The following is a 24,193-nucleotide window of genomic DNA, read 5'->3' on the forward strand; positions in this document are numbered from 1 at the left end:
AGTGATTGGGCCCATTGCGGGCTGTCAAGAACCGCTCCCCACAGAGCGGCGAAAACAGGAAGAGGTAAAAATGAAGAAATCCGTGTTTATCGGCGCATTGACTGCTGCCACCTTGGTTGCCGGGGTTGCTGGTGCAGCAACGCTCGACGACGTTAAGGCACGTGGCGAGCTGATCTGCGGCGTCAACACCGGGCTTGTCGGCTTTGCTGCGCCCGATGCGAATGGCAACTGGTCGGGCTTTGACGTGGCAATCTGCCAAGCCGTTGCTGGTGCCGTGCTCGGTGATCCCTCGAAAGTGAAATATGTGCCGACCTCGGGTCAGACGCGTTTCACCGCACTGGGTTCGGGCGAAGTTGACCTGCTGGCGCGTAACACCACCTGGACCTTCTCGCGCGACACCGACCTGAAGCTGCAATTCACCGCGACCAACTACTACGATGGTCAGGGCTTCATGGTGCGCAAGGATTCGGGCGTGACCTCGGCGAAGGAACTCGACGGGGCTTCCGTCTGTATCCAGACCGGCACCACGACCGAACTGAACCTGGCTGACTACTTCAAAGCCAACAACATGAGCTATCAGCCCATCACCGTCGACTCAAATGCCGAAGGTGAGCAGCAGTTCCTGGCCGGCGCGTGTGACGCTTACACCACCGACGCTTCTGGTTTGGCCGCGACGCGCGCAGCCTTTGCCAACCCGAAAGACTACGTCATCCTGCCCGAGATCATCTCGAAAGAGCCGCTGGCTCCGGCTGTGCGTCAGGGCGACGACCAGTGGACCGATATCGTGCGCTGGACGATCTTCGCGCTTATCGCTGCTGAAGAATATGGCGTAACCTCGGCCAATATCGACGAGCTGGCCAAAGGCACCGAGAACCCCGAAGTCAACCGTCTGCTGGGCACCGAAGGTGATCTTGGCGCGATGATCGGCCTCGACAAGAATTGGGCTGTGAACGCGATCAAGGCCAATGGCAACTACGGTGAAATCTTTGCCGCAACCATTGGTGAGCAGACCCCGATCGGTCTGGCTCGCGGCCTGAACGCACAATGGACCCAAGGTGGTCTGATGTACGCACCTCCCTTCCGCTAAGGAGGGACTGGCAGGGGCGCGGGTTCAATCCGCGCCCCTGACCTTCTATCAAAAGACCGTGCGCGGGGGAGACCATCCCCAAGGCCCGACATAGAATGGCCACATAACAACAAGCGCTACGGCAACAGGGGAAATACAGATGACTACTGCGCCAGACGCGCCGGAGCACACAGGCTTCCGGCTCAGCCAACTTATATATGATACGCGCTACCGCTCGATCACGATCCAGATCGTCGTTTTGTTCTTGGTGATGGGCTTTGTCGGCTGGCTGGTCGACAACACGATCCAGAACCTCAACGCGCTGGGCAAAGATTTCAATTACGGATTTCTTTCGCAACGCGCGGGCTATGATATCGGCAACGCGCTGATCCCCTATAACAACGATATGTCGCATGGCCGCGCGCTTTTGGTGGGCCTGCTCAACACGCTGTGGGTGTCGTTTCTGGGCTGTATCACGGCGACCGTCATCGGTGTGATCGTGGGTGTGCTGCGCCTGTCGAAAAACTGGCTCGTGGGCCGTCTCATGACGATCTATGTCGAGGTGTTTCGCAACATCCCCGTACTGCTGTGGATCTTGGTCGCGATTGCGCTTTTGACCGAGGCCGCCCCGTCGCCCAACCAATACAAGGTGAACCCGGCAACCGGTGAGGCGCAAACCTCGATGGTGCTGGAATCGGTGGCCTTCACCAACCGCTACACCGCGATCCCCTCGATCCACTTTGATCGCAGCCTCGGCTCGCTGGATACGGCGCTGGCGCCGATCTCGTTGAACTTCCTCGCCATCGTGGTGGTTTTGCTGGCCAGCTGGTTCGCGGTCAAATTGGTGAACAAACGTGCCGCGCGCGTTCAAGAAGCCACCGGGGTGCGACCGACGACGTTGTGGATGAACCTCGCGATCTGGGTACTTCCGGTCGCGGTTCTCGTCACGGCTTTGGGCATTAACCCAGAAGAGCCGGTGCTCAAAGGGTTCAACTTCGTCAAGGGCACGAACGTGTCCAACGCCTTCGTGGCGCTATGGGCAGGGCTGTCGCTGTATACCGCCGCCTTCATCGCCGAGATCGTGCGCGCCGGTATTCTGGCGGTCTCCAAAGGTCAGACCGAAGCCGCCTTTGCGCTGGGTCTGCGCGCGAACCGCACGATGAGCCTGGTGATCTTGCCACAAGCGCTGCGGGTGATCATCCCGCCGCTGATCTCGCAATATCTGAACCTGACGAAGAACTCCTCGCTCGCCATCGCGGTCGGCTATCTCGATCTGCGCGGCACGCTGGGGGGCATCACGCTGAACCAAACGGGGCGCGAACTGGAAGCGATCACGCTGATGATGCTGATCTATCTGGTGATCTCGCTGCTGATTTCGGGCGGGATGAACGTCTTCAACAATCGCGTCAAGCTGAAGGAGCGGTGATATGAGCGACACGCACGCCCAAACTGTCGCCTTTGTGCGCGACACGATGTTACCCGAAAAGGCCGCGCCAAGCGGTCAGTCCGGGGCGATCAAATGGCTGCGCGAGAACCTGTTCTCGGGCTGGTTCAACACGGTGCTCACGCTGGTGGGCCTTTATGTGACCTATAGCTTCGTGGTGCATTTCTACCCATGGTTCGCCCACGGCGTTTGGGATGCCAATTCGCTGAAGGAATGCCGCGCGATTATCACGGATCGCTATGGCGAGGGCGCTACCGGAGCTTGCTGGGCAATGATCCGTGAGCGCTGGCACCAGTTCCTGTTTGGCTTCTACCCGTCTGAACTGTATTGGCGCCCGGTCCTGACCTTTGCGCTGCTGTTTGTGGCGATCGGTCCGTTGATGTTCCAGTTCGTGCCCAAAAAGGTGATCTGGTTCACCCCGCTTTTCCCCTTTGTTGCTGTCTGGCTGCTGTGGGGGGGCTCGATCTGGGCGCCGCTGCTGGTGCTGGCTGGCTTCGTGCTGGGATGGGCCGTGTTCAGCTTTGTTGGAAAATACGGCTCCATCGCGGGGTTCTCGGCCGGGGCGATCGTGGCGATCCTATATTTCCTGTTCGCGGTTGGCCCGCTGATTGATCTGTTCCAGGCGATGATGCCGATTGGCATCGAGCACGTCGATTCGGCCAAGTTCGGGGGCTTCTTGCTGGCGATCACGCTGGGGGTGGGGGGCATTGTGATGTCGCTGCCTGCGGGGATCATCCTTGCACTGGGGCGGCAATCGGACATGCTGCTGATCAAGTCTTTCTCGATCATCTTTATCGAGTTCATTCGCGGCGTGCCGTTGATCACGCTGCTGTTCGTGGCGTCCTTGCTGCTGAACTACTTCCTGCCGCCGGGCACGAACTTTGACATCATCTTGCGGGTGGTGATCTTGGTGACGATGTTCGCCGCCGCCTATATCGCCGAGGTGATCCGGGGTGGTCTCGCCGCCCTGCCGCGCGGGCAATATGAGGCAGCGGATGCGCTGGGTCTGGATTACTGGAAGGCGCAACGGCTGATCATTCTGCCCCAAGCGCTGAAGATCTCGATCCCGGGCATCGTGTCCACCTTCATCGGGATGTTCAAAGACACCACGCTGGTCGTCTTTGTGGGCCTGTTTGATCCGCTCAAAGGCATTCCTGATTTCATCCGCGCCGATTTCAACTGGAAAGGGATCTACTGGGAGCCCTTCGTCTTTGTCGGCGCCATCTTCTTCATCCTGAACTTCGCGATGTCGCGTTACTCGATGCATCTCGAGAACCGGCTGCAACGTGACAATCACTAAGGAAGACTTGCAATGAGTGAACCACATTTCGAACGCGAAGTTGACCGTAGCCACATGCAGGTCAGCGATGAGGTCGCGATCCAGATCGAGAACATGAACAAATGGTATGGTCAGTTCCACGTTCTGCGCGACATCGACCTGACCGTGCAGCGCGGCGAGCGTATCGTCATTGCCGGGCCTTCGGGCTCGGGGAAATCTACGCTGATCCGCTGCATCAACCGTCTTGAGGAACATCAGCAGGGCAAGATCGTCGTCGATGGGATCGAGCTGACCAATGACCTCAAGAATATCGACAAGATTCGGCGCGAAGTGGGGATGGTGTTCCAGCACTTCAACCTGTTCCCGCATCTCACGATCCTTGAAAACCTGACGCTGGCTCCGATCTGGGTACGCAAAACACCCAAGAAAGAAGCCATCGAAACGGCGATGCATTTCCTCGAGAAGGTGAAGATCCCCGAGCAGGCCGACAAATATCCCGGCCAGCTGTCAGGCGGTCAGCAGCAGCGCGTGGCGATTGCGCGCTCGCTGTGCATGATGCCGCGCATCATGCTGTTTGACGAACCGACCTCGGCGCTTGATCCCGAGATGATCAAAGAGGTGCTGGATACGATGATCGAGCTGGCCGAAGAGGGCATGACCATGCTGTGCGTGACCCACGAGATGGGCTTTGCGCAGGCTGTGGCGAACCGGGTGATCTTTATGGCCGACGGTCAGATCGTTGAGCAAAACAACCCGCATGACTTCTTCAACAACCCGCAATCGGATCGCACCAAGCAGTTCCTCAGCCAGATCTTGGGACACTGAGCGGACAGGCTGGGGGTTACACACCCCCAGACCCACGTGGGATATGTTGACAAATGCGAAGAAGGGTCGGGATTTCCCGGCCCTTTTTTGTCACCGGGTGGGTGTAAAGAAATCGAGCATCGCGCCTTGGCCCAATTCCAGATCGCGCCAATCCTCAATCTGGAAATCGACGATCAGCGTCGCGCAGGTCGGAAAGCGGCGGAAGTCGGGGTCGAGAACCTCACGCGCAAGCAACTGACGGGCAAATTCCGCGATGCCGGGATTGTGGCCCAGCATCATCACCGAGGGTGCATGGGCCGTTTTGAGCACCTCAAGCAGGGTCTCGGGGCTTGCGTTATACAGACGCTCGCTAAAGTGCAGTTCGGGGCGGGTCTCGATCACGGCACCGGCCACGCGCTCCCATGTTTCGCGGGTGCGCAGGGCGCTTGAGCAGAGGACCTCTTCGGGTTCGAGCCCGCGCGAGGCGAGAAAATCGCCCAGCTCAGTGGCAGCGAAGCGTCCGCGCGCATTGAGCGGGCGTTCCTGATCCTCAATGAGCGGATCGTCCCAGCTCGACTTTGCGTGGCGGGTGAGGATCAGGCGACGGTGGCCGATTGGAGTCATGGGTGAAATTGCCTCATATGCCATGCAGATTGTTTGGCCAACCTGCCATAGCTTTCACCGGCGGGGCAAGCGCGCCGTGCAAGACAGCCGGAATTTCGACAGGCGTCCCCCTCGGCAGAGGCGAGATGCGCGTGACAGGCGGGCACGTCATACCCCTGCGGACCAAGGGCTGCGACCGGGCAGGCGGTTGTGCAGGGCGCTGCGCAGTCGATGCAGGGGTTGGCGGCGGGGGCGGGCAGGGGCAGGCACATGGGCAGCACCAGCGCGCCGCGCATACTCGCCCAAAGCCCCATGCGCGCATGCACCATCAAATGAATGGGTGAGGCGAAACTTTGCCCCGAGGCGATGGCCCAACGCACAAACGGGTGCCACGGCGGCCCGGTGAAGGGAAAGCGCGCTTGGGCGCCGAATTGCGCCGCCAATGCGGTGATCACGCGGCTTGACCAGCGATCCAGCGGATCGGGCACACCATCGTCAAATTCGGGCTGGGCTGTGACATGGGCCCAAAAGCCCGGCTCGTCAGGCGAGAGCAGCAGAACCGTCTGCGTGCCCTCATGCAGCGCGCCCGAGACGAAAAGGTGGTCTCTTGCCAATGCCTCGGGCAAGCCGGGGAGCATGACCTCAGCGCCCGCGCGGAGTCACCCGCGGCGTGGTCGAGCGGATCAGCGAGCCCGCGCCATGTTCGGTGAACAGTTCCAGCAGGCAAGCGTTTTGCACCCGCCCATCCACGATCACCACCGCGCGCACACCCTCGCTGAGCGCCTTGAGCGCGGTCTCGGTTTTCGGAATCATTCCGCCCGCAATCGTGCCATCCGCGATCAGCGCCTCGATATCCTCGGGCGTCATTTCGGTGATTACCTCGCCCTGCGCATTCTTGACGCCCGCCACATCGGTCAGCAGCAATAAGCGATCGGCCTGCAGCGCGCCTGCAATAGCCCCTGCCGCTGTGTCGCCATTGACGTTGAAGGTCTCGTTATCGGCCATGCCAGTCGCGACCGGCGCGATCACCGGAATGATTCCAGCGTTATAAAGATCGCGGATCACCTGCACGTTCATCTCGACGGGGCGGCCAACGAAACCCAACTCGGGGTCATCGGCCTCGCAGACCATCAGATCGTCATCCTTGCCCGAGATCCCCACGGCGCGCCCGCCTTGATCGTTGATCGCCTGCACAATGCGCTTATTGACCAGGCCCGAGAGGATCATTTCGACCACCTCGACCGTGGCCTTGTCGGTCACCCGCTTGCCGCGCACGAATTTGCTTTCGATCCCCAGCTTGCTCAGCATCTCGTTGATCATCGGGCCGCCGCCATGCACCACGACCGGGTTCATGCCGACCTGACGCATCAGCACGATATCGCGGGCGAATTCGGCCATCGCGTCATCGTCACCCATCGCGTTACCGCCAAATTTCACCACCACGACCGCGCCGGAGTAGCGTTGCAGATAGGGCAGGGCCTCGGAGAGGGTGCGGGCGGTGGCGATCCAATCTCGGTTCATCGTCTGTTTTCTCATCTGCTGGTTCCTGAGGAGGGCGCGGACCCCCACTTGCTAGCCTCAAAAAGCGGGCTTGGGAAGGGCGGGGCGTTGCGCTTGGCCCAAAACGGGATAGGGTCTGCACAACGCAAGGAGATACGACCTCATGGATGATCGCAAGGTGATGTTGCTGACGGGGGCAAGCCGGGGGATCGGGCATGCCACGGTGAAACGCTTTGCCGCCGAGGGCTGGCGCGTGATCACCTGTTCGCGCCAACCTTTCCCCGAGAAATGCCCTTGGGGCGGTGGTCGCGAAGATCACATCCAGATCGACTTGGCCGATCCAAGCCGCACCATCGAAGCGATTGGCGAAATCCGCGAGCGTCTGGATGGGCGTCTGGATGCGCTGGTCAACAATGCGGGGATTTCGCCAAAGGCCGAAGATGGCGGGCGGCTCAATACGCTCGATACTGATCTGCGCACGTGGGGGCAGGTGTTTCACGTCAATTTCTTCTCCTCCATCGTGCTGGCGCGCGGGCTGGTTGAGGAACTGTCGACGGCAGGTGGCGCGGTCGTGAATGTGACCTCGATTGCAGGCTCGCGGGTGCATCCCTTTGCTGGGGCGGCCTATTCAACGTCAAAAGCCGCGCTCAAGGCGCTGACGCGCGAGATGGCGCATGATTTCGGCCCGCTGGGCGTGCGGGTAAACGCAATTGCGCCGGGTGAGATCGAAACCTCGATCCTGTCTCCGGGCACGCAAAAGATCGTCGATACCCTGCCGCTGCGCCGCCTTGGCCAGCCCTCGGAAGTGGCGGATGTGATCTGGTTCCTGTGCTCGGATGCCTCAAGCTATGTCACGGGCACCGAGATTGAGGTCAACGCAGGCCAGCACGTCTAGGCGCTGCTTTGCGTGTCTCAGCGGCGCTTGCGCGGCACGGTGGTGCGGTTGCCGCGCGGCCCCGTTAGCACCGGCGTGTTGAGGCGGTTTTCGTCTTGCAACTTGCGCCAGCGCTCTAGCCGCGCAGGGTCTAGTGTGCCTGCCTCAACCGCGGCGCGCACTGCACAGCCCGGCTCATGTTCATGGGTGCAATCGCGAAAGCGGCAGTTGGGGGCCAACTCGGTGATCTCGGCGAACAGCATATCCAGCCCGGCCGCCGCATCGCTGACGTGAAGCGAGCGCATTCCCGGCGTGTCAATCACCCAACCGCCCCCGGCAATGGCATGCAGCGAGCGTGAGGTGGTCGTGTGGCGTCCCTTTGCATCGTCTTCGCGGATCGCGCCCGTGGGCTGCGCCTCGGCGTCTGTCTTGCCCGACAGTGTATTGAGCAAGGTCGATTTCCCGACACCAGAAGAGCCCACCAGCGCCACCGTCTGCCCCGGCCCGCACCAGCGCGCGAGGTGCGCTATCGCATCGGGCGCTTTGGCATTCAGCGTCACCGCAACAAGATCGCGTTGCAGCGCTTCGGCCTGCTGCTGAAACGGCGTCGGATCATCGGTCTGGTCGCTTTTTGTCAGCACGATCACCGGGGTCGTGCCGGCCTCATTGGCAAGCGCGAGATAGCGCTCTAACCGAGCCGGGTTGAAATCATCGTTGCAAGAGGTGACGATGAACAGCGTGTCCACATTGGCCGCGATCAGCTGTGGCACGCGCGCGCCTTCGGTGTGACGTTCCAGCAGGGATTTCCGCGAGAGCCGTGAGTGCTCCGTCAGGGTCTCGGGATCCACCAGAACCCAATCCCCCACCGCGAAATCCGTCGTTTTGCTATGCGGCGCAAGGCTCAGCTGCACCGGCCCGCTTTCGGATTGCGCCGTCAGACGAGAGCGATGCACGCTGGCAATGCGCATGCGCGCAAGCGCCGTGTCTTCGGGGGCCAACTGGTCGCCAAAAAACGCCGACCAGCCAAGGTCAGCCAAAGAATGCGGGTTGAGGTCATCGAACTGTGTCACGCCGACCTGCATGGCCGCGCCATCGCGCTGATGCAAGCTTTTCCGCATCGCCAAGCCGCTTTTGACCCGATTAGATCGCACGCAAAGACGCCTCAAGGCCGTTTGGGACCTGTCATTCATGCGTATTTGAAAGTGATTTTGGTGGAGCCTAGGGGGATCGAACCCCTGACCTCCTGCATGCCATGCAGGCGCTCTCCCAGCTGAGCTAAGGCCCCATCAAAGTGCTGCATCGGCCAAGGCCGGGCTGCGTGGGAGGCGTATAGGCAAAGCGCTGGGCGTGTGCAAGGGGGTTTTTATGCGCGGTCGGGAAAATTGCGACGCGGTTCAGGGGGGGGCGATCGGACAGCACAAAGGCGCGGAAGGTTTCCCCGCCGCGCCCGTGTTTTTAACAAAACGCCAACTGACTCAGTTGTCGTCTTTGTCTTCCGTGCTCACGTCGGCGATCTCATCAAGCGAGACATTATCGTCGTCATCGTCTTCTTCGAGCAGATCGTCGTCGAGTTCGACGTCATTGGTGTCGGCGTCGAGATCTTCTTCTTCCTCGATAACCGGTTCATCGGCCTTGGCTGCGGACGTCTTGCTCGAGACGAGCGTGCGCCCACGTGCTGCGGTCAGGCTTTCCAGCGAAAAGCTGTTGGCGCAGACCGGGCAGGTCATCGGGTCTTTATTCAGGTCGTAAAAGCGGTTCGCGCAATGCGGACACAGACGCTTGACGCCCCATTCCTCTTTCGGCATGGAATTCTCCTGCGCTGGTAATCTCAGAGTCGCAGCCAACTGCCACACCATCCGCTGGGTGTCAAAGCCTTTCGTGCGGTTATCTGCGAACTGCGTCCCGCCTGCCCAAGGAGCCCTGCGTGCCCAGCCCACCCCATATCCCCGAACTGCCCGAGCTGGAGTTGGTCTTTCGCCGCTCTGCGCGTGCTCGGCGGTTCTCGTTGCGGGTGTCGCGCGCGGATGGTCGCGTGGCGCTGACGATTCCGAAAGGCGCCTCCGAGCGCGAGGCTTTAGCCTTTGCGCGCAGTCAGACTGACTGGCTGCGCCGCACCCTCGAAGGCATCGCGCCCCCGCAGGCGGTGCGATTCGGCGGGGTGGTGCCATTCGAGGGGCGCGCGCTGTATTTAGAACCTGCCGCGCTGCGTGCGCCGCAGGTCGCGGGCGATCGGTTGCTGGCCCCAGCGGACCCCGACAAGCTGGGGCTGCGGATCGAGACGTTTTTCAAACATGCCGCGCGGTTGCGCCTTCATCAGGCGAGTGCGCATTACGCCGCGCTGCTGGATCGCCCGATCGCGCGAATCACGTTGCGCGATACCCGCTCGCGCTGGGGCTCGTGCAGCCATACCGGGGCGCTGTCTTATAGCTGGCGGCTGATTATGGCGCCGCCAGAGGTGCTGCATTACGTTGCCGCCCATGAAGTGGCCCATCTGGTCGAGATGAACCATTCTGGCGCGTTTTGGGCGCTCGTGGCGCGGCTACGCCCCAGCTACAAGGCCGAGCGCAGCTGGCTAAAGCGCGAGGGCTCCCGCCTGCATGCGATCCGGTTCCGCGACTGAACCGGTTTGCCCGGAGATTCCGTGTAAAGCGGCCCCTATTGCACGACGCCCGCGTTGGTGGCCCTGCTTTGGTGATTGACGCGATGCGCGAATGTGATCACAAATCCCTGCATGACAACAATCTCCACCCGCCCGATCGAAACCGCCGCGCATGACAGGCTCTATCGTCTGCTGCGTCAGCAGATCATGGTGGGGGAAATGCTGCCCGGACAGGCGCTGACGCTGCGCGGTCTGGCCAAGCAATATGGCGTGTCGATGACGCCCGTGCGCGAGTCGCTGCGTCGGTTGGTGGCGGAAGGAGCGTTGACGCTGACGGCCTCGGGGCGGGTCAGCACGCCCGAGCTGTCCAATGAGCGGATCGAGGAACTGGCGACGTTGCGCTCGTTGATCGAGCCCGAACTGGCCGCGCGCGCTTTGCCGCGCGCCCATTTCGCGCTGATCGACCGATTGAGCGCGATCAATACCGCCAATGCCGAGGCCGTCGCGAAACACGATGCGGTAAGCTATATTCGCACCAATCTCGATTTTCACCGCACGCTCTATCTGCGCGCCCAATCGCCTGCGATCCTGGCGGTGGCGGAAACGGTCTGGCTGCAACTGGGGCCGACGATGCGCGCTCTCTATGGTCGCGTGCAGCGCAATGAGCCGCCCCGCCATCACCGTATGATCCTGTCGGCTTTGCGCGCTGGCGATGAGCCTGCTTTGCGGCTTGCGGTGCGCGCCGATGTGACCAGCGGCCTGCGCCATCTGTCACAGCGCGGGTGGTAAGGCCGGGGGTTTTGCCCCCCCGGACCCCCGCAGGATATTTTGGTCAAGAGGAAGTGGAAAACTGCCTCTCTTCCTCTCGATTGAAATATCCCGGGGGAGGCCGCAGGCCGGGGGCAGAGCCCCAAATGCCGTTCAGGCCTGTCGCAGCGGATCGGAGCCGTAGGCGTTCTCGCCCGGCTGAGAGCGCTGCACGAAGAAGAACAGCAATACCAACCCGCCGATCAACGGGATCAGGGAAAGCAGGAGCCACCAGCCCGATTTGCCATTGTCGTGCAGTCTGCGCACCGAGACGGCAAGAGCGGGCACTAACAGGGCGAGGCCTGCGATAATCGAGAGCGGCCCGCCATGGCTGTTATAGGCCCAGAAGCCGGGGCCACTGGCGACTTCGCCGGTGCCGAAGAACACTGTGTCGAGGATATTGGTGGCGATTTGCACGAGCGTGTAGAACAACGTGAACCACCAGAATTCCGCGCGCGGGGCGCGGCCTGCGAAGGTTGCGTATTTCTGCTTTAGGCAGGTACGAACGCTATCTCCAAAACTCATACCAGTTTTTCCTTATTCCGGGCTTAGCCCTTTTTGCCAATCTTGGGTTCGCTGCCCGCCGCCAGCCGCGCGATATTACCCCGGTGGCGCCAAAAAATCAGCACCGAAAGCCCGGCTGCCAGCATCATGAAATCTCGATGTCCCAGCGCATAGGCCAGCGGCACAGTGGCCGCCGCAGAGACCAGCGCGGACAGCGAGGAGATCCGCGTGACAATGGCTGTCAGCAACCACACTGCACAGGCAGCCAGCCCCACGGGCCATGCCAGCGCGATCATCGTGCCTAGAAACGTCGCAACTCCCTTGCCGCCCTGAAAACGCAGCCAAACCGGGTAGATATGGCCGATAAAAGCCGCAGCGCCTGCAACCTGTGCTGCCGTCTCGCCCAAGAAATAGCGTGCGATCAGCACCGCAATCGCCCCCTTGCCGCTATCAAGCAGAAGCGTCGCCAAAGCGGCCGGTTTGTTCCCGGTGCGCAGCACATTGGTTGCGCCGATATTGCCCGATCCAATCTTGCGCAGATCGCCCATTCCAAGCATCCGCGTGATGACCATGCCAAAGGGCACGGACCCCAACAAATAGCCCAATGCCGCCACCAGCCCTAGCCAGGTGGCCCCGTTTTCAACTCCTGGCATTGCCTGCCCTCGCCTCTAATCGCGTTATTTTTGTTCTTCGCTGCTATAAACCTGCACTCCCGCGACGAATGTGGCAAGTGTTTTGCCTTCCATTCGCGCGGTGTCGAAGGGAGTATTTTTCGATTTTGAGCGCAATGTGAAGCGGTCGAGCACGAAGGGCGCGTCCGGATCAAACAGCACCAGATCGGCGGGCGCGCCCTCGGCCAGACGGCCTTGGGGCAGTCCAAGGCGGCGCGCCGGGTTCAGCGCCATCGCGCGAAACAGCTGCGGCAGGGTCAGTTGATCCGCGTGATACAGCCGCATCGCAGCGGGCAGCAGCGTTTCCAACCCGACCGCGCCCGAGGCCGCTTCCTCGAAGGGCAAGCGTTTGGATTCCTCGTCCGCTGGGGTGTGCATGGAGCAGATCACGTCGATCACGCCGTCCCCCACGGCTGCGATCACTGCAAGCCTGTCGTCTTCGTCGCGCAGGGGCGGGGTAAGTTTGAAAAACGTCCGATACTCGCCCACATCCAGCGCATTCAGCGTCAGGTGATGGATCGACACGCCCGCCGTCACATCCAGCCCTGCCGCCTTGGCACGCGCCAGTGCGGGCAGCGCGCGCGCGGTGGTGATTTGATCGGCGTGATAGGCGAGCCCGGTCATCTCAACCAAAGCAAGATCGCGCTCCAGCCCCATCTGCTCGGCCATTGGCGAGACGCCGGGCAGGCCGCGCAGGCTGGCGAATTTGCCCGAGGTGACAGCGGCCCCTTTGGACAGGCCCGGCTCTTGGGGATGCCCGATCACCAGCGCGCCGAGGCTGGCGGCATAGCTGAACGCACGCGCCAGCACCTTGGTTTGGTCGCAGACCTGCGTGCCATCGGTGAACGCCACGGCCCCGGCATCGCGCAAAAAGCTGATCTCGGTCATCTCGCGGCCCGCACGCCCTTTGGTCAGCGCCGCCATATGCAGGATGCGCACTGGCGCATCGGCAGCGCGTCGGGTGACGAATTCCAGCACTTCGGGCGTGTCGATGGCCGAGGCCGTATCGGGGCGCGCGATGATCGTGGTGACGCCGCCCGCCGCCGCCGCCAGCGCGGCAGAGCGAAAGCTTTCCATATGGCGTTCACCGGGCTCACCGATCTTGACGCCCAGATCCACGATGCCGGGGGCAAGACATTTGCCGCCGCATTCGATCACCTGCGCGTCGGGCGGGGCAGACATCGTGCCGATAGCGGCGATCAGGCCGTTGTCGATGACAATATTGCCTGTGGTTTCGTTCAGCGCCTCGGGGTCGATCAGGCGGGCATTTTGTAAGAACAGGGTCATGCCATGGCCTCCTTGAGACGGGTGATGTCGATGGGCGCAAAATCGGGGCTCATTCGGCGTCGCCCTCAGTCGCGCGCTGGGCGGCACGGTGGTTTTTGGCGCGTTCGATTTCGGCAACCACTGTTCCTGCATCGGCGAGATGGCGGATCAGGTGCTTGTCGCCCGAGTTCGTCACCAGTTGCACATCGCCCATCAGGCGGCGCACGGTTGCGATTTCCAGCAGCATCACTTGGCGCCCCTGCGGGCCGATCAACCGCTTTTCGGTGAGCTGCCAACGGCGCGCGAAGGCCTCGGATTTGAAATATAGACCGCGCAGAGCCATGCCCACGGCAATCGCGAGGGCTGCAATCGCGATCTGTCCCGGCCTGCCCAGCCAGATCAGCACCGCCGAGACCAGAACCACCCCGAGAACCGCCAGAATCGCGTGATCGCTCCAATAGCGCTTGGGGTCGGGCAGGAAGGTGGTCAGAACGTGCTCGCCCTTATCCAGCGGCAATTCGCTGTCGGGACCGGGGCGATAGTTCATCACCTCGTCGCGCTTGATCTCAGACATAGGTTTCTCCCATCAGCGCGCGGCCCCGATCTGCGCGCAGGTTGCGCGCCAGCAGATCCATCACCGCCATGCGCACCGCCACGCCCATCTCGACCTGTTCCTGAATGACCGAGCGGTTGATGTCATCGGCAATCGTGCCATCGATTTCCACGCCCCGGTTCATCGGGCCGGGATGCATCACGATCGCGTCGTCCTTGGCAAAGGCCAGCTTTTCCGCGTCCAATCCGTAGCGGTGGAAATATTCGCGCTCAGACGGGATAAACCCGCCATCCATGCGCTCGCGCTGAAGGCGCAGCATCATCACCACATCCGCGCCCTTGAGCCCCTCGCGCATGTCGTCATAGACCTCGCAGCCAAACTCGGCTACGCCTGCGGGCATCAGGGTCGGGGGCGCAATCAGGCGCACGCGGTTCTCCATCTTGCCCAGCAACAACAGGTTAGAGCGCGCGACACGCGAATGCGCGACATCGCCACAAATCGCGACGGTCAGGCGATGGATGCGCCCCTTTTCACGCCGGATCGTCAGCGCATCCAGTAGCGCCTGCGTGGGGTGTTCATGCTTGCCATCACCGGCATTGATCACTGCGCATTCGACCTTTTGCGCCAGCAGATCCACCGCCCCCGAGCTACCATGACGCACCACCAGCAAATCGGGATGCATCGCGTTCAGTGTTAGCGCCGTGTCGATCAGCGTCTCGCCCTTTTTGACCGAGCTCGTCTGCATCGCCATGTTCATCACATCCGCGCCCAGCCGCTTGCCCGCCAGCTCAAAACTCGCCTGCGTGCGTGTCGAATTTTCAAAGAACATGTTGATCTGCGTCATGCCCGCCAAGGCATCGGTCTTTTTCACCGTGCGGCGGTTCAAATCGACATATTGATCGGCCAAGTCGAGAACGGTGCGGATATCTTCGGGGCTCAGATGCTCGATCCCCAGAAGGTGGCGTGGGCGAAAGGCCATGCGAATGCTCCGTTTTGGACTAAGGGCGCTTATGGCAAAAGGGGGCGCGCGCGTCCAGCCGCTTTACCGCAGCAGCGCGCGCGCGTAACTTGGCGCGATGGAGACTCACGCGCCACCCGAACTCGACTATTACGCCGCATTGGCTGCCCTTGAGTGGCAGCTTGAGATGGGCGTGGATACTGCGATTGGCGATGATCCGGTGGATTGCTACGCGCTGCCCGAAAAGCGGGTCGAGGCTAAACCCGACACGCCCGATCTCGCGCCCGGTGCGAGTGCTTTGCCCCCCGTGGCCGAGGCCGCGCAAATGTCTGGCCCCGATCCGCTGGCGCAGGCGCGCGAATTGGCAGGTCAGGCAGACTCGCTCGAGACATTGCGCGACGCGATTGATCGCTATGATCTGTGCGATCTTAAGAAAGGCGCGCGCAGCACGGTCTTTGGTGATGGCCATCCCAGCGCCCGCGTGATGGTGATCGGCGAGGCTCCGGGGCGCGAGGAAGATCAAAGAGGGCTGCCCTTTGTCGGGCGCGAGGGCGCGTTGCTGACTGCGATGTTTGCCGCAATCGGTTTGGCGCGTGACGCGGCGGATGCGCAAAGCGCGCTGTATCTGACCACCGTCGTGCCGTGGCGTACGCTGGGCTATCGCGATCCCGAGCCCGAGGATATCGCGCGGATGCTGCCCTTCCTTGCGCGCCATGTCGATCTGGTCGATCCCGATCTGGTGGTGTTGATGGGCAACGCGCCCTGTCAGGCGGGATTGGGCAAGCGCGGCATCACCCGGCTGCGCGGCACATGGGCGCAGGCCTTTGGGCGACCCGCGCTGGCCATGGTGCATCCCACCCAGTTGCTGCGCAATCCGGCCGCCAAGCGCGAGGCCTGGGCGGACCTGCTTTCGCTGCGCGCGCGGCTTGATCAGCAGGGCTAGGGCGCGCCAAACAGTCGCATAATTGTGAAAAAGTGACGGACGTGGCGCCTTGCCGCGTAGAGAAAGATGTTCCCTGCCCCTATTTCAGCAAGGTAACATGTTCTCGCGCGACCGTGGGTGTTTGTGATTGACGCCTGCCATGGATGAAACTGGAGACGACATGCGGTTCCTGACCCGCTCCCTGATGGGGCTGTTTTTGCTGGCTTTGACGCTTGGCCTTTTGGCGATGGGCGGGTTTTCGATTTTCAAGGCGAGCGAGGCGCGCAAGGCCAGTGCAGGGCGCGCGCCAACCGCGCGCGAACGCGTGTTTGCGGCCAATGTGATGGCGGTGGAGTTCACCACGCTTTCACCCACCCTGACCGCCTATGGCGAGGTGCAATCGACCCGCGAGCTGGAGCTGCGCGTAGCCAGCGGCGGCACGATCATTGAACTGGCCCCCGACTTCAAAGACGGCGCGCGTGTCGAGAAGGGCGCGCTTTTGGTCAAGCTGGACCCCGCCGAGGCCAAGGCGGCACGCGACAGTGCGGTGGCGTCAGTTTCGGAAGCAGAGGCCGCATTGGCGCAGGCAGAGCGCGGGCTGGTGATTTCGCGCGATGATGTGGTGGCCGCGCAGCGTCAGGCCGATCTGCGCCTCAAGGCACTGACGCGTCAGCAGTCGCTGTCGGATCGGGGCGTGGGGGCGACGGCGACGCTGGAAACCTCGGAACTGGCGGTATCGGCAGCAGAGCAAGCGGTGCTCAATCGGCGCTCGGCATTGTCCACCGCGCAGGCGCAGCTGGACAGCGCGCGCACCGGGCTGACCCGCGCCAAAATTACCCTGAGCGAGGCCGAGCGCAAACTGCGCGACACTGAAATCCGGGCCGAATTCACCGGCCGTCTGGCGGATGTGACGGGTGTTCAGGGCGGGCTGGTGTCCAACAATGAAATGCTTGGAACTCTGATTGATCCGAATGCGCTGGAAGTGGCGTTTCGCGTCTCGACCGGGCAATTTTTCCGCCTGACCGACGTGCTGGGCGATCTGCGCGATCTGGCGGTCACGATCTCGCTGGATGGGGCCGATGGCGCGGTAGAGGCGAAAGGCGTGCTGTCACGGGTGTCGGCTGCGGTCGAGGCCGGGGTGACGGGGCGGTTGTTGTTTGCAACGATCGCGCAGGGCGCGCGCGGGTTGCGCCCCGGCGATTTCGTCACTGTGCGTCTGGACGAGCCGGCGCTGGAGAACGTGGCTGAAATCCCGGCGGCGGCGGTGGATGCGCAAAGCACGGTTTTGGTGCTGGGCCCCGAAGACCGCCTGGAAAGCGCGCCCGTCGACGTGCTGCGCCGTCAGGGCGACAATGTGATCATTCGCGCCGCGTTCAAAGCCGGGACCGAGATCGTGACCGAACGCACGCCGCTTTTGGGCCGTGGGATCAAGTTGCGCCCGATGCGCGCGGGCCAGTCCGACACGACCGCGCCTGTCGATAAGGTCAAGCTTGACGATCAACGTCGCGCCAAGCTGGTCGCCTTTGTCCAAAGCAATACCAAGATGCCCGACACTGCCAAGAAACGCCTTCTGGCAGAGCTGACGCAAGACGAAGTGCCCCTTGCCACAGTCGAGAAACTTGAATCTCGGATCGGGGGGTAACATGGCCGATCCCAACACCACCAAGGGCCTGCCCGAATCGCGCGGCCTGATCGGCCTGTTCACGCGCCACGCCACGCTGGCCAATATCGTGCTGGTGGTCATGCTCTGTGCAGGGATCGTGGCGGTGCCACGGATGCGCGCGCAATTCTTCCCCGACTCGGTCGAGGAATCGATCACCGTTTCGGTGAAATGGGATGGCGCGGGCGCCGAAGAGGTGGACCGCGCGATTGTGCAGGTGCTGGAACCCTCGCTGATCTCGGTGGAGGGGGTGGAAAACTCCGAAAGCCGGGCCTCAGAAGGATCGGCGCGCATCACGCTGGATTTCGAACCCAGTTGGGATATGTCGCGCGCCGTCAATGACGTGGAAAACGCGCTGGCCACGGCGGGCGATCTGCCCGAAGGCGCCGAAGACCCCGAAGTTGCGCGTGGCGTCTGGCGCGATACGGTCACCGATCTGGTGATCACCGGGCCGCTGTCGCCCGAACAGCTGGGGCGGCTGGGCGATGAGACGGTCGTGCGGCTGTATCAGCAAGGGGTGACGCGCACCTCGCTGGCCGGGATTGCCGCGCCTGAGACGGTGGTCGAAGTGCCCACCGTCTCGATGATGGCCCATGACGTGACGCTGACCCAGATCATCAACGTGATCGCGGCCGAATCCGCCACCGATCCTGCTGGCGATGTCGCGGGTGGCGCCGCGCGCGTCACCACCGGGACCGAGCGGCGCACCGCCCCCGAGATTGCCGCATTGGTGATCCGAACCGAGGCGGACGGCTCTCAGCTTACTGTGGGCGATGTGGCCACGGTGCGCGTCGATGGCGGCGATCGCGCGCGCGCCTATTATGTCGGCGATCACCCGGCGGTGGTGATCAATGTCGCGCGCTCTGCGGCGGGCGATGCGATTGCGATCCAGAAAAAGGTCGAATCCGTGATCGCGCAGATGCAGCCGACGCTGCCTGCGGGCACCTCGATGGATCTGGTGCGCACCCGCTCGGATAAGATTACGCAACGTCTGGATCTGCTGTTGAACAACGGCATTTTAGGCTTGGGTCTGGTGCTGGCGCTGCTGTTCCTATTTCTCAATGCGCGCACCGCGTTCTGGGTCGCGATGGGGATTCCGACCTCGATGGCGGCGGCTTTGGCGGTGATGTATTTTTCCGGCATGACGCTGAACATGATTTCGATCTTTGCGTTGATTTTGACGCTGGGGATCGTGGTTGATGATGCGATTGTGGTGGGCGAGCATGCCGATTTCCGCGCGCGCCATCTGGGCGAGGCCCCGGTGATTGCGGCGGAACGCGGCGCGCGGCGCATGGCCGCCCCGGTCTTTGCCTCGACGCTGACGACGGTGATTGCTTTTGCGGGGCTGACCGTGATTGGCGGACGCATGGGCAATATGATTGTCGATATACCCTATACCGTTATCGCGGTGCTGCTGGCCTCGTTGGTCGAGTGTTTCCTGATCCTGCCCAATCACATGAGCCATGCGCTGGCCCATAGTTCGGATCAGAAATGGTATGACTGGCCCTCGCGCAAGGTGAATGCGGGGCTGGACTGGTTCCGTGGTCGGGTGATGAAGCCGCTGACGCGCGCGGTGGTCAAGCTGCGCTATCCGGTGATTGCAGCGGCAATTGCGCTGCTGGCGTGGCAGGTGTCTTTCGTCATTTCGGGCAAGGTGCAATGGCGCTTTTTTAACCCGCCCGAACAAAGCACGGTGAACGGCGCGTTTTCCATGGTCGAAGGGGCGACACGCGCGGACACGATTGAAATGATGCGCATGATGCAGGTCACGATTGACCGCGTCGCCAAGGAATTCGCCGATGAATACGGCGTCAATCCGGTGGAATATGCGATTGCGCAGATCGGGGGGGCGTCGGGACGTAGTTTGGCCTCGGCGGATACCAAGGATACCGATTTGCTGGGCTCGATCTCGATTGAGGTGCTCGACCCCGATTACCGGCCCTATTCCAGCTTTGATTTCGTCTCGCGCCTGCAAGACGAGGTGCCGCGCCTGCCCTTGGTCGAAGAGATCAGCTTTCGCCGCTTCCGCGCGGGCGGGGCGGATGACGGGATTGCGGTGCAATTCGCGGGGGCCAGCACGCGTGAGTTGAAAAACGCCGCCGAAGATTTCAAAACCGCGCTGGCGCAATTCCCCGAAGTGTCGGCGGTCGAAGATAACCTCGCCTATGACAAGCAGGAACTGACGCTGGACCTGACGCCGCAGGGCGAGGCGCTGGGCTTTGATATTGCGACTTTGGGGCGTGAGTTGCGCGCGCGCCTGAACGGGACCGAGGCGGCGAGTTTCCCCGACGGGGTGCGCTCGGCCACGATTCGGGTGGAGCTGCCCGAACGCGAATTGGCGGCCGATTTCATCGAACGGATGCAGCTGCGCACGCCTGCGGGCAAATGGGTGCCGCTGGCCGATATCGTCTCGGTGCGTTCGCAAACCGGATTTTCCACGATCCGGCGCGAAGACGGGGTGCGCCAAGTCTCGGTCACGGGCGATATCTCCGAGGATGACCCGGCACGCGCCAATGAGATCACCCGCCAGATCGAAGAGCAAATCTTGCCCCGTATCGCGGAAGAACGCGGCGTGGCTTGGGTGATGGCAGGACAGGCTCAGCAAGAGCGCGATTTCATGTCGGATGCGCTGGTCGGTCTGACCATGTGCCTTGTCGGGATTTATATCGTGCTGGCGTGGATTTTCGCCAGTTGGACACGCCCTATCGTCGTGATGTCGGTGATCCCGTTTGGCGCTGTCGGCGCGATCTGGGGCCATTACGTCTGGCAGATGCCGATGTCGATGTTTGCTGTCGTCGGCGGGATCGGGATGATCGGGATCATCATCAACGATGCTATCGTGCTGATCTCGACGGTGGATGAATATGCCGAAAAACGCGGCATGGTGCCCGCGATCGTAGATGCGGTATCAGACCGTCTGCGCCCGGTCTTGCTGACCACGGCGACCACTGTTCTCGGGCTTGCGCCGCTGCTTTATGAGCAATCGAGTTCGGCGCTGTTTCTGAAATCCACGGTGATCACGCTGGTCTATGGGCTTGGATTCGGGATGATCATCGTGTTGTTCGTGGTGCCCGCGATGTTGGCCATTCAGCTTGATTTCGGGCGTCAGATCACGGCGGTGCGCCATGGCGCGCGGGTGCTGCGGTTGCGCGGCGTCTTGGCCGGAGTGGCCGCGCTGCTGGTGGTTGGTTTCGTGATCACGCTGGGGCGGGCGATGCTGGATGGCGGGGCTTTGATGCCCGCTTTCGCAGGCTTTGCGCTGATCTCTGCGATGATCGTGATCGGGGCGGGGATTATCGCACCGCGGTTGCTGCGCGGTCATATTCGCCACATTGCGCCACCCGAAGCTTAAGACTTGGGCGGGGGCCTGACGCGGTTACTCGGTGCAGCCGTCGATCTGCACTGCGCCGCGATCTGACAGCACGGTGATGCGCAGATCGCTGAGATCGAGGTCAAAGGGTTTCGCCTCGGGCGGCACGAAATCGGCCGAGGCGATCAGCATATTGCCCTCGCGATGGCTGCTGCTTTCTGACACCCAGACCGGGGTTGAGCGCAGCTCGAACAAGGTGTCTTCGGGCCCGATTGCCGGGGGCAGTTCAAGACGCGCGGTCAGATTGACACCATCGCGCACCGGTTTGATTTCACAATGCACCTGAGCAGAAATCGTTTTCGGCTCGGCATCCAGCGCGGCCTCGATTTGCGGGTCGTGCTGGCCCTTGCCATCAAGATGGGCGCGCAAATTCAGCGAGACAGGCACACATATCTGGTCGCAAATGCCAATCGTCGCATGCGCGTCCAGATCGACGGGTTTGCTCGCATCCTTGGGGGTGATCGTAATCGGCAAAAGCAGGTCGCCGTGATAGCCGATCGTGCGCATTCCGGCAGAGTCAAACACCTCCGGCGTAGGCCAATGCAGCGCAATATTTGCTACGTTTTCAGAGTCTTGGAAGTCTATCTGCGGCGGGATTCCGGCATCGCCGGGCGCGCGCCAATAGGTCTTCCATCCCGGTTCAAGCGCAATCGAGAGACCTGCGACACGAGTGCCATCCGCGCGCATCCAGCCGCTCAGCAACTGCGCGCCCTCCAGCCCCGGCGGGGGCGGCGGGGCGGGGTGCTCTTGGCTTTGCTGGGCCGAGGCCATAGGGGCGTGCGCGGCAAGGGTGAGGGCGAGAACGGGTAAGATGCGGGTCATCCGTCTTGGTTAAACTCACATTGCGCGCGACCAAAGTCACAAACGCGACAGAAGACTGCAACAATTGCGCGCACCGGGCAGGCCGCAGCACCCGGCGCGCGGCGCGCCGTCTCACAAGGTTCCTGCGTCATCTGGACTTGAACCCACGCCCCGCCCGGACCACCTTAAGAGTAAGCGCATCCCGCGCGAGAGGTGTTTGGCGATGGATTTGACCGGGAAACTGCTGATTGCGATGCCGGGAATGGGCGATCCGCGCTTTGAACATGCGGTTGTGGCTATTTGTGCGCACTCACCCGAGGGGGCGATGGGGTTGATCGTGAACAAGCCGTTGCCCTCGCCAGACTTGCCCGAACTGCTGCAAAATCTCGGCATCACGCCCGCAAATTCCGATCATGCAATCCACGCGCCGATTCTGTTTGGCGGCCCGGTTGAGACCGGTCGCGGCTTTGTGCTGCATTCGCCCGATTGGGGCACACCCGAAGGGCAGATGCGAATCTCCGACCGGCTGCGCATGACCGGCACGCGCGATATTTTGGAAGATATCGCCGCTGGCTGTGGCCCGGATCGTGCGCTGATGGCGTTGGGCTATGCCGGCTGGGGACCGGGTCAGCTTGAGGCGGAGATTCTTGATAATGGCTGGCTGACGAGCGAGGGAGATGCCGATCTGGCGCTGGATGACGAATACGCCACGAAATGGACGCGCGCGCTTGCCGCGATCGGGGTTGATCCGCGCACGCTGTCTGCGGCGGCCGGTCACGCCTGAGGGATAAGTGCGTGGGTGGCCATGCGGCAGCGGCATAGCGGGGCTGCAGGAAAATCTTGATGCAAGTCAACGCGGTGGTAACCATGACATGCGACACCAACGTCAAGCGAAACGAAAAGGATTTGTGACATGAGCTACAAAGCGAAGATTGACGAGATGCGCAACGAATTGCGCGTTATGGGCAAGTCGATTCCCGAGACGATGAGCGGCTTTGCCACGCTGTCCAAAGCGGTCAAAGACAACGGCCCGCTTGATGCCAAAACCAAGGAATTCATCGCGTTGGGCATGGCCGTCGTGCTGCGCTGCGAACCTTGCATCATGTTCCACACCGAAGAGCTAATGAAAACGGGCGCAACGCGTGAGGAATTGGGTGATGTGTTGGCCATGGCGATCCAGATGGGCGGTGGCCCGGGCGTGATGTATGCCGGGCATGCCATGGCGTGCTGGGACGAGTTGGCGGCAGCCAAGGGCTGATCTTTTCGAAACCTGTGACATGTTGTCAGGCCCGCGGCGGAAGTCGCGGGCCGCTTCGTTTGGCTCCAAGTGCAATTCACAAGGCCGAATTTGGTGCAATATCTCGCACCTGTCGCCGCCCTCATCGCTTGGCCTTCTCCGCAAGCCCGATCATGGCGCAAAGTTGCCAAGAGCTTTTGTGCCCGGCGAAAACTTCATGTTGCAATGGGGTCTCAATGGCGATGGCATGATCATCGCTGCGGATTTCAGAAACGCCCAGTAAACATGCGGACCTTTCCTCGACCGGCAGGCTCTTGCTGGTGGTGCAGAAAAAGGCCCGGGTGCCCCGTGACAGTCGGGCCGTCTCATGAAAGCGTGAGCCAGTGCAGTATCAGGGAGCGGCGTATGGACCTTTCAAGGCGGATTTTCCTCTCGGGGGCGGCGCTGACGCTTGCCGGATGTGGGACCAAGCCGAAATCTGCGCGCCTCATGGCTCCGAATATGTTGGATGCGGCGCAGTATCGGGCACCGGGTATCCCGGCGCGCTTTGGCGATACCGCGCCCCATGGCTGGTCCGGCCTAGCACCTGCCGCCCTGCCGGTTCACGGCATCGACGCGGCGCGCTATCAGGGCGTGATCGACTGGCGGCGTGCGCGCGCGGCGGGGGTGTCTTTTGCCTGGCTCAAGGCCTCGGAAGGGGGCGATCATATCGACCCCGGGTTCCGGCTGAATGCGCGGGCAGCGCGCGCGGCGGGCGTGCCGGTGGGGGGCTATCACTTTTTCTATTTCTGCCGCCCCGCTGCCGAACAAGCGCGCTGGTTCATCAAGCAAGTCAAACGCCACGCGGGCGATCTGCCCCCGGTGCTTGATATCGAGTGGAACCACACCTCACCCAGCTGTCAGCGCCGTCCCGAAGCCGCCCATGTGCGCAACGAGATGCGGATATTCCTGCGCACGCTCGAGGCGCATTACGGCACGAAGCCTGTGATCTACACCACGGTCGATTTCTGGGAGGATAACGGGCTGGAGCAGCTTCGCGGCTATGATTTCTGGCTACGCTCGGTCGCGGGCCATCCCAGTGCGCGCTACGGAGATGCGCGCTGGACCTTCTGGCAATATAGCGGCACCGGAGTCATCCCCGGCGTGCCCGGCACGGTCGACATGAACGCGTTTCACGGCTCGCCCGCGGCGTGGCGGAATTGGCTGGCGACAAGGCGGCAGTAGGGTTTCTTCAAAGAAAAAGGCCGCCCGGATGCAGTCACGGGCGGCCTTTTG

24 protein-coding genes and 1 tRNA gene are annotated in these 24,193 nt (G+C 62.1%); 13 read left to right on the forward strand and 12 right to left on the reverse strand.

All coding sequences use genetic code 11. The features are described from left to right. The first annotated feature begins 70 nt into the window (after positions 1 to 70). The 4 genes from AB4874_RS00200 (at position 71) to AB4874_RS00215 (ending at position 4,614) form a co-directional block, all read left to right on the forward strand. Positions 71 to 1,087, forward strand: a complete 1,017-nt coding sequence (locus tag AB4874_RS00200; RefSeq protein ID WP_295536844.1) for an amino acid ABC transporter substrate-binding protein — start codon at positions 71 to 73, stop codon at positions 1,085 to 1,087. 139 nt (positions 1,088 to 1,226) lie between these two features. Next, the gene (locus AB4874_RS00205) at positions 1,227 to 2,492 is read left to right on the forward strand and encodes an amino acid ABC transporter permease (RefSeq protein WP_368390505.1); all 1,266 of its coding nucleotides are present in this window, start codon (positions 1,227 to 1,229) and stop codon (positions 2,490 to 2,492) included. Position 2,493: 1 nt separating this feature from the next. After that, the gene (locus AB4874_RS00210; RefSeq protein ID WP_368390506.1) at positions 2,494 to 3,810 is read left to right on the forward strand and encodes an amino acid ABC transporter permease; all 1,317 of its coding nucleotides are present in this window, start codon (positions 2,494 to 2,496) and stop codon (positions 3,808 to 3,810) included. A 12-nt stretch (positions 3,811 to 3,822) separates the two neighbouring features. Beyond that, positions 3,823 to 4,614 (forward strand): amino acid ABC transporter ATP-binding protein, encoded by a 792-nt coding sequence (locus tag AB4874_RS00215; protein WP_295536838.1) that lies wholly within the window; start codon positions 3,823 to 3,825, stop codon positions 4,612 to 4,614. A gap of 90 nt (positions 4,615 to 4,704) precedes the next feature. Here AB4874_RS00215 and AB4874_RS00220 read toward each other — a convergent pair whose 3' ends face one another. From AB4874_RS00220 to argB, 3 genes are read right to left on the reverse strand one after another with little or no spacing between them, the layout of a single operon-like run. Continuing rightward, positions 4,705 to 5,217 (reverse strand): SixA phosphatase family protein, encoded by a 513-nt coding sequence (locus AB4874_RS00220; RefSeq protein ID WP_368390507.1) that lies wholly within the window; start codon positions 5,215 to 5,217, stop codon positions 4,705 to 4,707. Further along, entirely contained in the window at positions 5,214 to 5,834 is a 621-nt protein-coding gene (locus AB4874_RS00225) for a ferredoxin (RefSeq protein WP_368390508.1), read from the reverse strand. The genes AB4874_RS00220 and AB4874_RS00225 overlap by 4 nt, the downstream gene beginning before the upstream one ends. A 4-nt stretch (positions 5,835 to 5,838) precedes the next feature. Then, complete coding sequence (gene argB, locus AB4874_RS00230) at positions 5,839 to 6,717, reverse strand: acetylglutamate kinase (protein WP_368390856.1); 879 nt, start codon at positions 6,715 to 6,717, stop codon at positions 5,839 to 5,841. Between the two features lie 142 nt (positions 6,718 to 6,859). On the opposite strand from argB, the gene AB4874_RS00235 reads away from it, so the two are divergent. Beyond that, positions 6,860 to 7,591 (forward strand): SDR family NAD(P)-dependent oxidoreductase, encoded by a 732-nt coding sequence (locus tag AB4874_RS00235; protein WP_368390509.1) that lies wholly within the window; start codon positions 6,860 to 6,862, stop codon positions 7,589 to 7,591. 17 nt (positions 7,592 to 7,608) lie between these two features. Here the strand turns inward: AB4874_RS00235 and rsgA are convergent, their stop codons facing one another. The 3 genes from rsgA to AB4874_RS00250 form a co-directional block, all read right to left on the reverse strand. Next, positions 7,609 to 8,688 carry a ribosome small subunit-dependent GTPase A gene (rsgA, locus tag AB4874_RS00240; RefSeq protein WP_368390510.1) on the reverse strand — a complete coding sequence of 360 codons (1,080 nt, stop codon included), beginning with the start codon at positions 8,686 to 8,688 and terminating at the stop codon, positions 7,609 to 7,611. A 91-nt stretch (positions 8,689 to 8,779) separates the two neighbouring features. Continuing rightward, positions 8,780 to 8,855 (reverse strand) — tRNA-Ala (locus tag AB4874_RS00245). A 190-nt stretch (positions 8,856 to 9,045) separates the two neighbouring features. Further along, entirely contained in the window at positions 9,046 to 9,375 is a 330-nt protein-coding gene (locus tag AB4874_RS00250) for a TIGR02300 family protein (protein WP_295537422.1), read from the reverse strand. A 119-nt stretch (positions 9,376 to 9,494) separates the two neighbouring features. On the opposite strand from AB4874_RS00250, the gene AB4874_RS00255 reads away from it, so the two are divergent. Beyond that, a complete protein-coding gene (locus AB4874_RS00255; protein WP_368390511.1) occupies positions 9,495 to 10,190 on the forward strand; it encodes a M48 family metallopeptidase in 696 nt (231 codons plus the stop codon). A gap of 111 nt (positions 10,191 to 10,301) precedes the next feature. Further along, positions 10,302 to 10,958 carry a GntR family transcriptional regulator gene (locus AB4874_RS00260; RefSeq protein WP_295537420.1) on the forward strand — a complete coding sequence of 219 codons (657 nt, stop codon included), beginning with the start codon at positions 10,302 to 10,304 and terminating at the stop codon, positions 10,956 to 10,958. Between the two features lie 132 nt (positions 10,959 to 11,090). Here AB4874_RS00260 and AB4874_RS00265 read toward each other — a convergent pair whose 3' ends face one another. Genes AB4874_RS00265 through AB4874_RS00285 form a run of 5 tightly spaced genes read right to left on the reverse strand, consistent with a single transcriptional unit; the run spans position 11,091 to position 14,949 of the window. Beyond that, entirely contained in the window at positions 11,091 to 11,501 is a 411-nt protein-coding gene (locus AB4874_RS00265; RefSeq protein WP_368390512.1) for a DUF805 domain-containing protein, read from the reverse strand. A 23-nt stretch (positions 11,502 to 11,524) separates the two neighbouring features. After that, positions 11,525 to 12,133, reverse strand: a complete 609-nt coding sequence (gene plsY / locus AB4874_RS00270; RefSeq protein ID WP_295537415.1) for a glycerol-3-phosphate 1-O-acyltransferase PlsY — start codon at positions 12,131 to 12,133, stop codon at positions 11,525 to 11,527. Between the two features lie 24 nt (positions 12,134 to 12,157). Beyond that, positions 12,158 to 13,438, reverse strand: a complete 1,281-nt coding sequence (gene pyrC / locus AB4874_RS00275) for a dihydroorotase (protein WP_368390513.1) — start codon at positions 13,436 to 13,438, stop codon at positions 12,158 to 12,160. A 49-nt stretch (positions 13,439 to 13,487) separates the two neighbouring features. Next, positions 13,488 to 13,991: a hypothetical protein gene (locus AB4874_RS00280; protein WP_368390514.1), complete on the reverse strand. Its 504-nt coding sequence runs from the start codon at positions 13,989 to 13,991 to the stop codon at positions 13,488 to 13,490. Next, complete coding sequence (locus AB4874_RS00285; protein ID WP_368390515.1) at positions 13,984 to 14,949, reverse strand: aspartate carbamoyltransferase catalytic subunit; 966 nt, start codon at positions 14,947 to 14,949, stop codon at positions 13,984 to 13,986. The genes AB4874_RS00280 and AB4874_RS00285 overlap by 8 nt, the downstream gene beginning before the upstream one ends. Positions 14,950 to 15,046: 97 nt before the next feature. Between AB4874_RS00285 and AB4874_RS00290 the strand changes: the two genes are divergently transcribed. From AB4874_RS00290 to AB4874_RS00300, 3 genes are all read left to right on the forward strand, one after another. After that, entirely contained in the window at positions 15,047 to 15,871 is an 825-nt protein-coding gene (locus AB4874_RS00290; RefSeq protein WP_368390516.1) for a uracil-DNA glycosylase, read from the forward strand. Between the two features lie 160 nt (positions 15,872 to 16,031). Beyond that, the gene (locus AB4874_RS00295; RefSeq protein WP_368390517.1) at positions 16,032 to 17,492 is read left to right on the forward strand and encodes an efflux RND transporter periplasmic adaptor subunit; all 1,461 of its coding nucleotides are present in this window, start codon (positions 16,032 to 16,034) and stop codon (positions 17,490 to 17,492) included. A gap of 1 nt (position 17,493) precedes the next feature. After that, positions 17,494 to 20,862, forward strand: a complete 3,369-nt coding sequence (locus tag AB4874_RS00300; RefSeq protein WP_368390518.1) for an efflux RND transporter permease subunit — start codon at positions 17,494 to 17,496, stop codon at positions 20,860 to 20,862. Between the two features lie 24 nt (positions 20,863 to 20,886). On the opposite strand, the gene AB4874_RS00305 is transcribed toward AB4874_RS00300, so the two are convergent. Then, a complete protein-coding gene (locus AB4874_RS00305; RefSeq protein ID WP_368390519.1) occupies positions 20,887 to 21,702 on the reverse strand; it encodes a protein-disulfide reductase DsbD domain-containing protein in 816 nt (271 codons plus the stop codon). A 202-nt stretch (positions 21,703 to 21,904) separates the two neighbouring features. On the opposite strand from AB4874_RS00305, the gene AB4874_RS00310 reads away from it, so the two are divergent. The 3 genes from AB4874_RS00310 to AB4874_RS00320 all read left to right on the forward strand — a co-directional run bounded on the left by AB4874_RS00310 (position 21,905) and on the right by AB4874_RS00320 (position 24,142). Beyond that, the gene (locus AB4874_RS00310; protein WP_295534035.1) at positions 21,905 to 22,465 is read left to right on the forward strand and encodes a YqgE/AlgH family protein; all 561 of its coding nucleotides are present in this window, start codon (positions 21,905 to 21,907) and stop codon (positions 22,463 to 22,465) included. 129 nt (positions 22,466 to 22,594) lie between these two features. Beyond that, complete coding sequence (locus tag AB4874_RS00315; RefSeq protein WP_295534033.1) at positions 22,595 to 22,939, forward strand: carboxymuconolactone decarboxylase family protein; 345 nt, start codon at positions 22,595 to 22,597, stop codon at positions 22,937 to 22,939. A gap of 384 nt (positions 22,940 to 23,323) precedes the next feature. After that, complete coding sequence (locus AB4874_RS00320; protein WP_368390520.1) at positions 23,324 to 24,142, forward strand: glycoside hydrolase family 25 protein; 819 nt, start codon at positions 23,324 to 23,326, stop codon at positions 24,140 to 24,142. Positions 24,143 to 24,193 lie beyond the last annotated feature (51 nt).

Origin of the sequence: Thioclava arctica (assembly GCF_040892615.1) — a bacterium.
In the GTDB taxonomy this organism is placed as follows: Bacteria; Pseudomonadota; Alphaproteobacteria; order Rhodobacterales; family Rhodobacteraceae; genus Thioclava; species Thioclava arctica.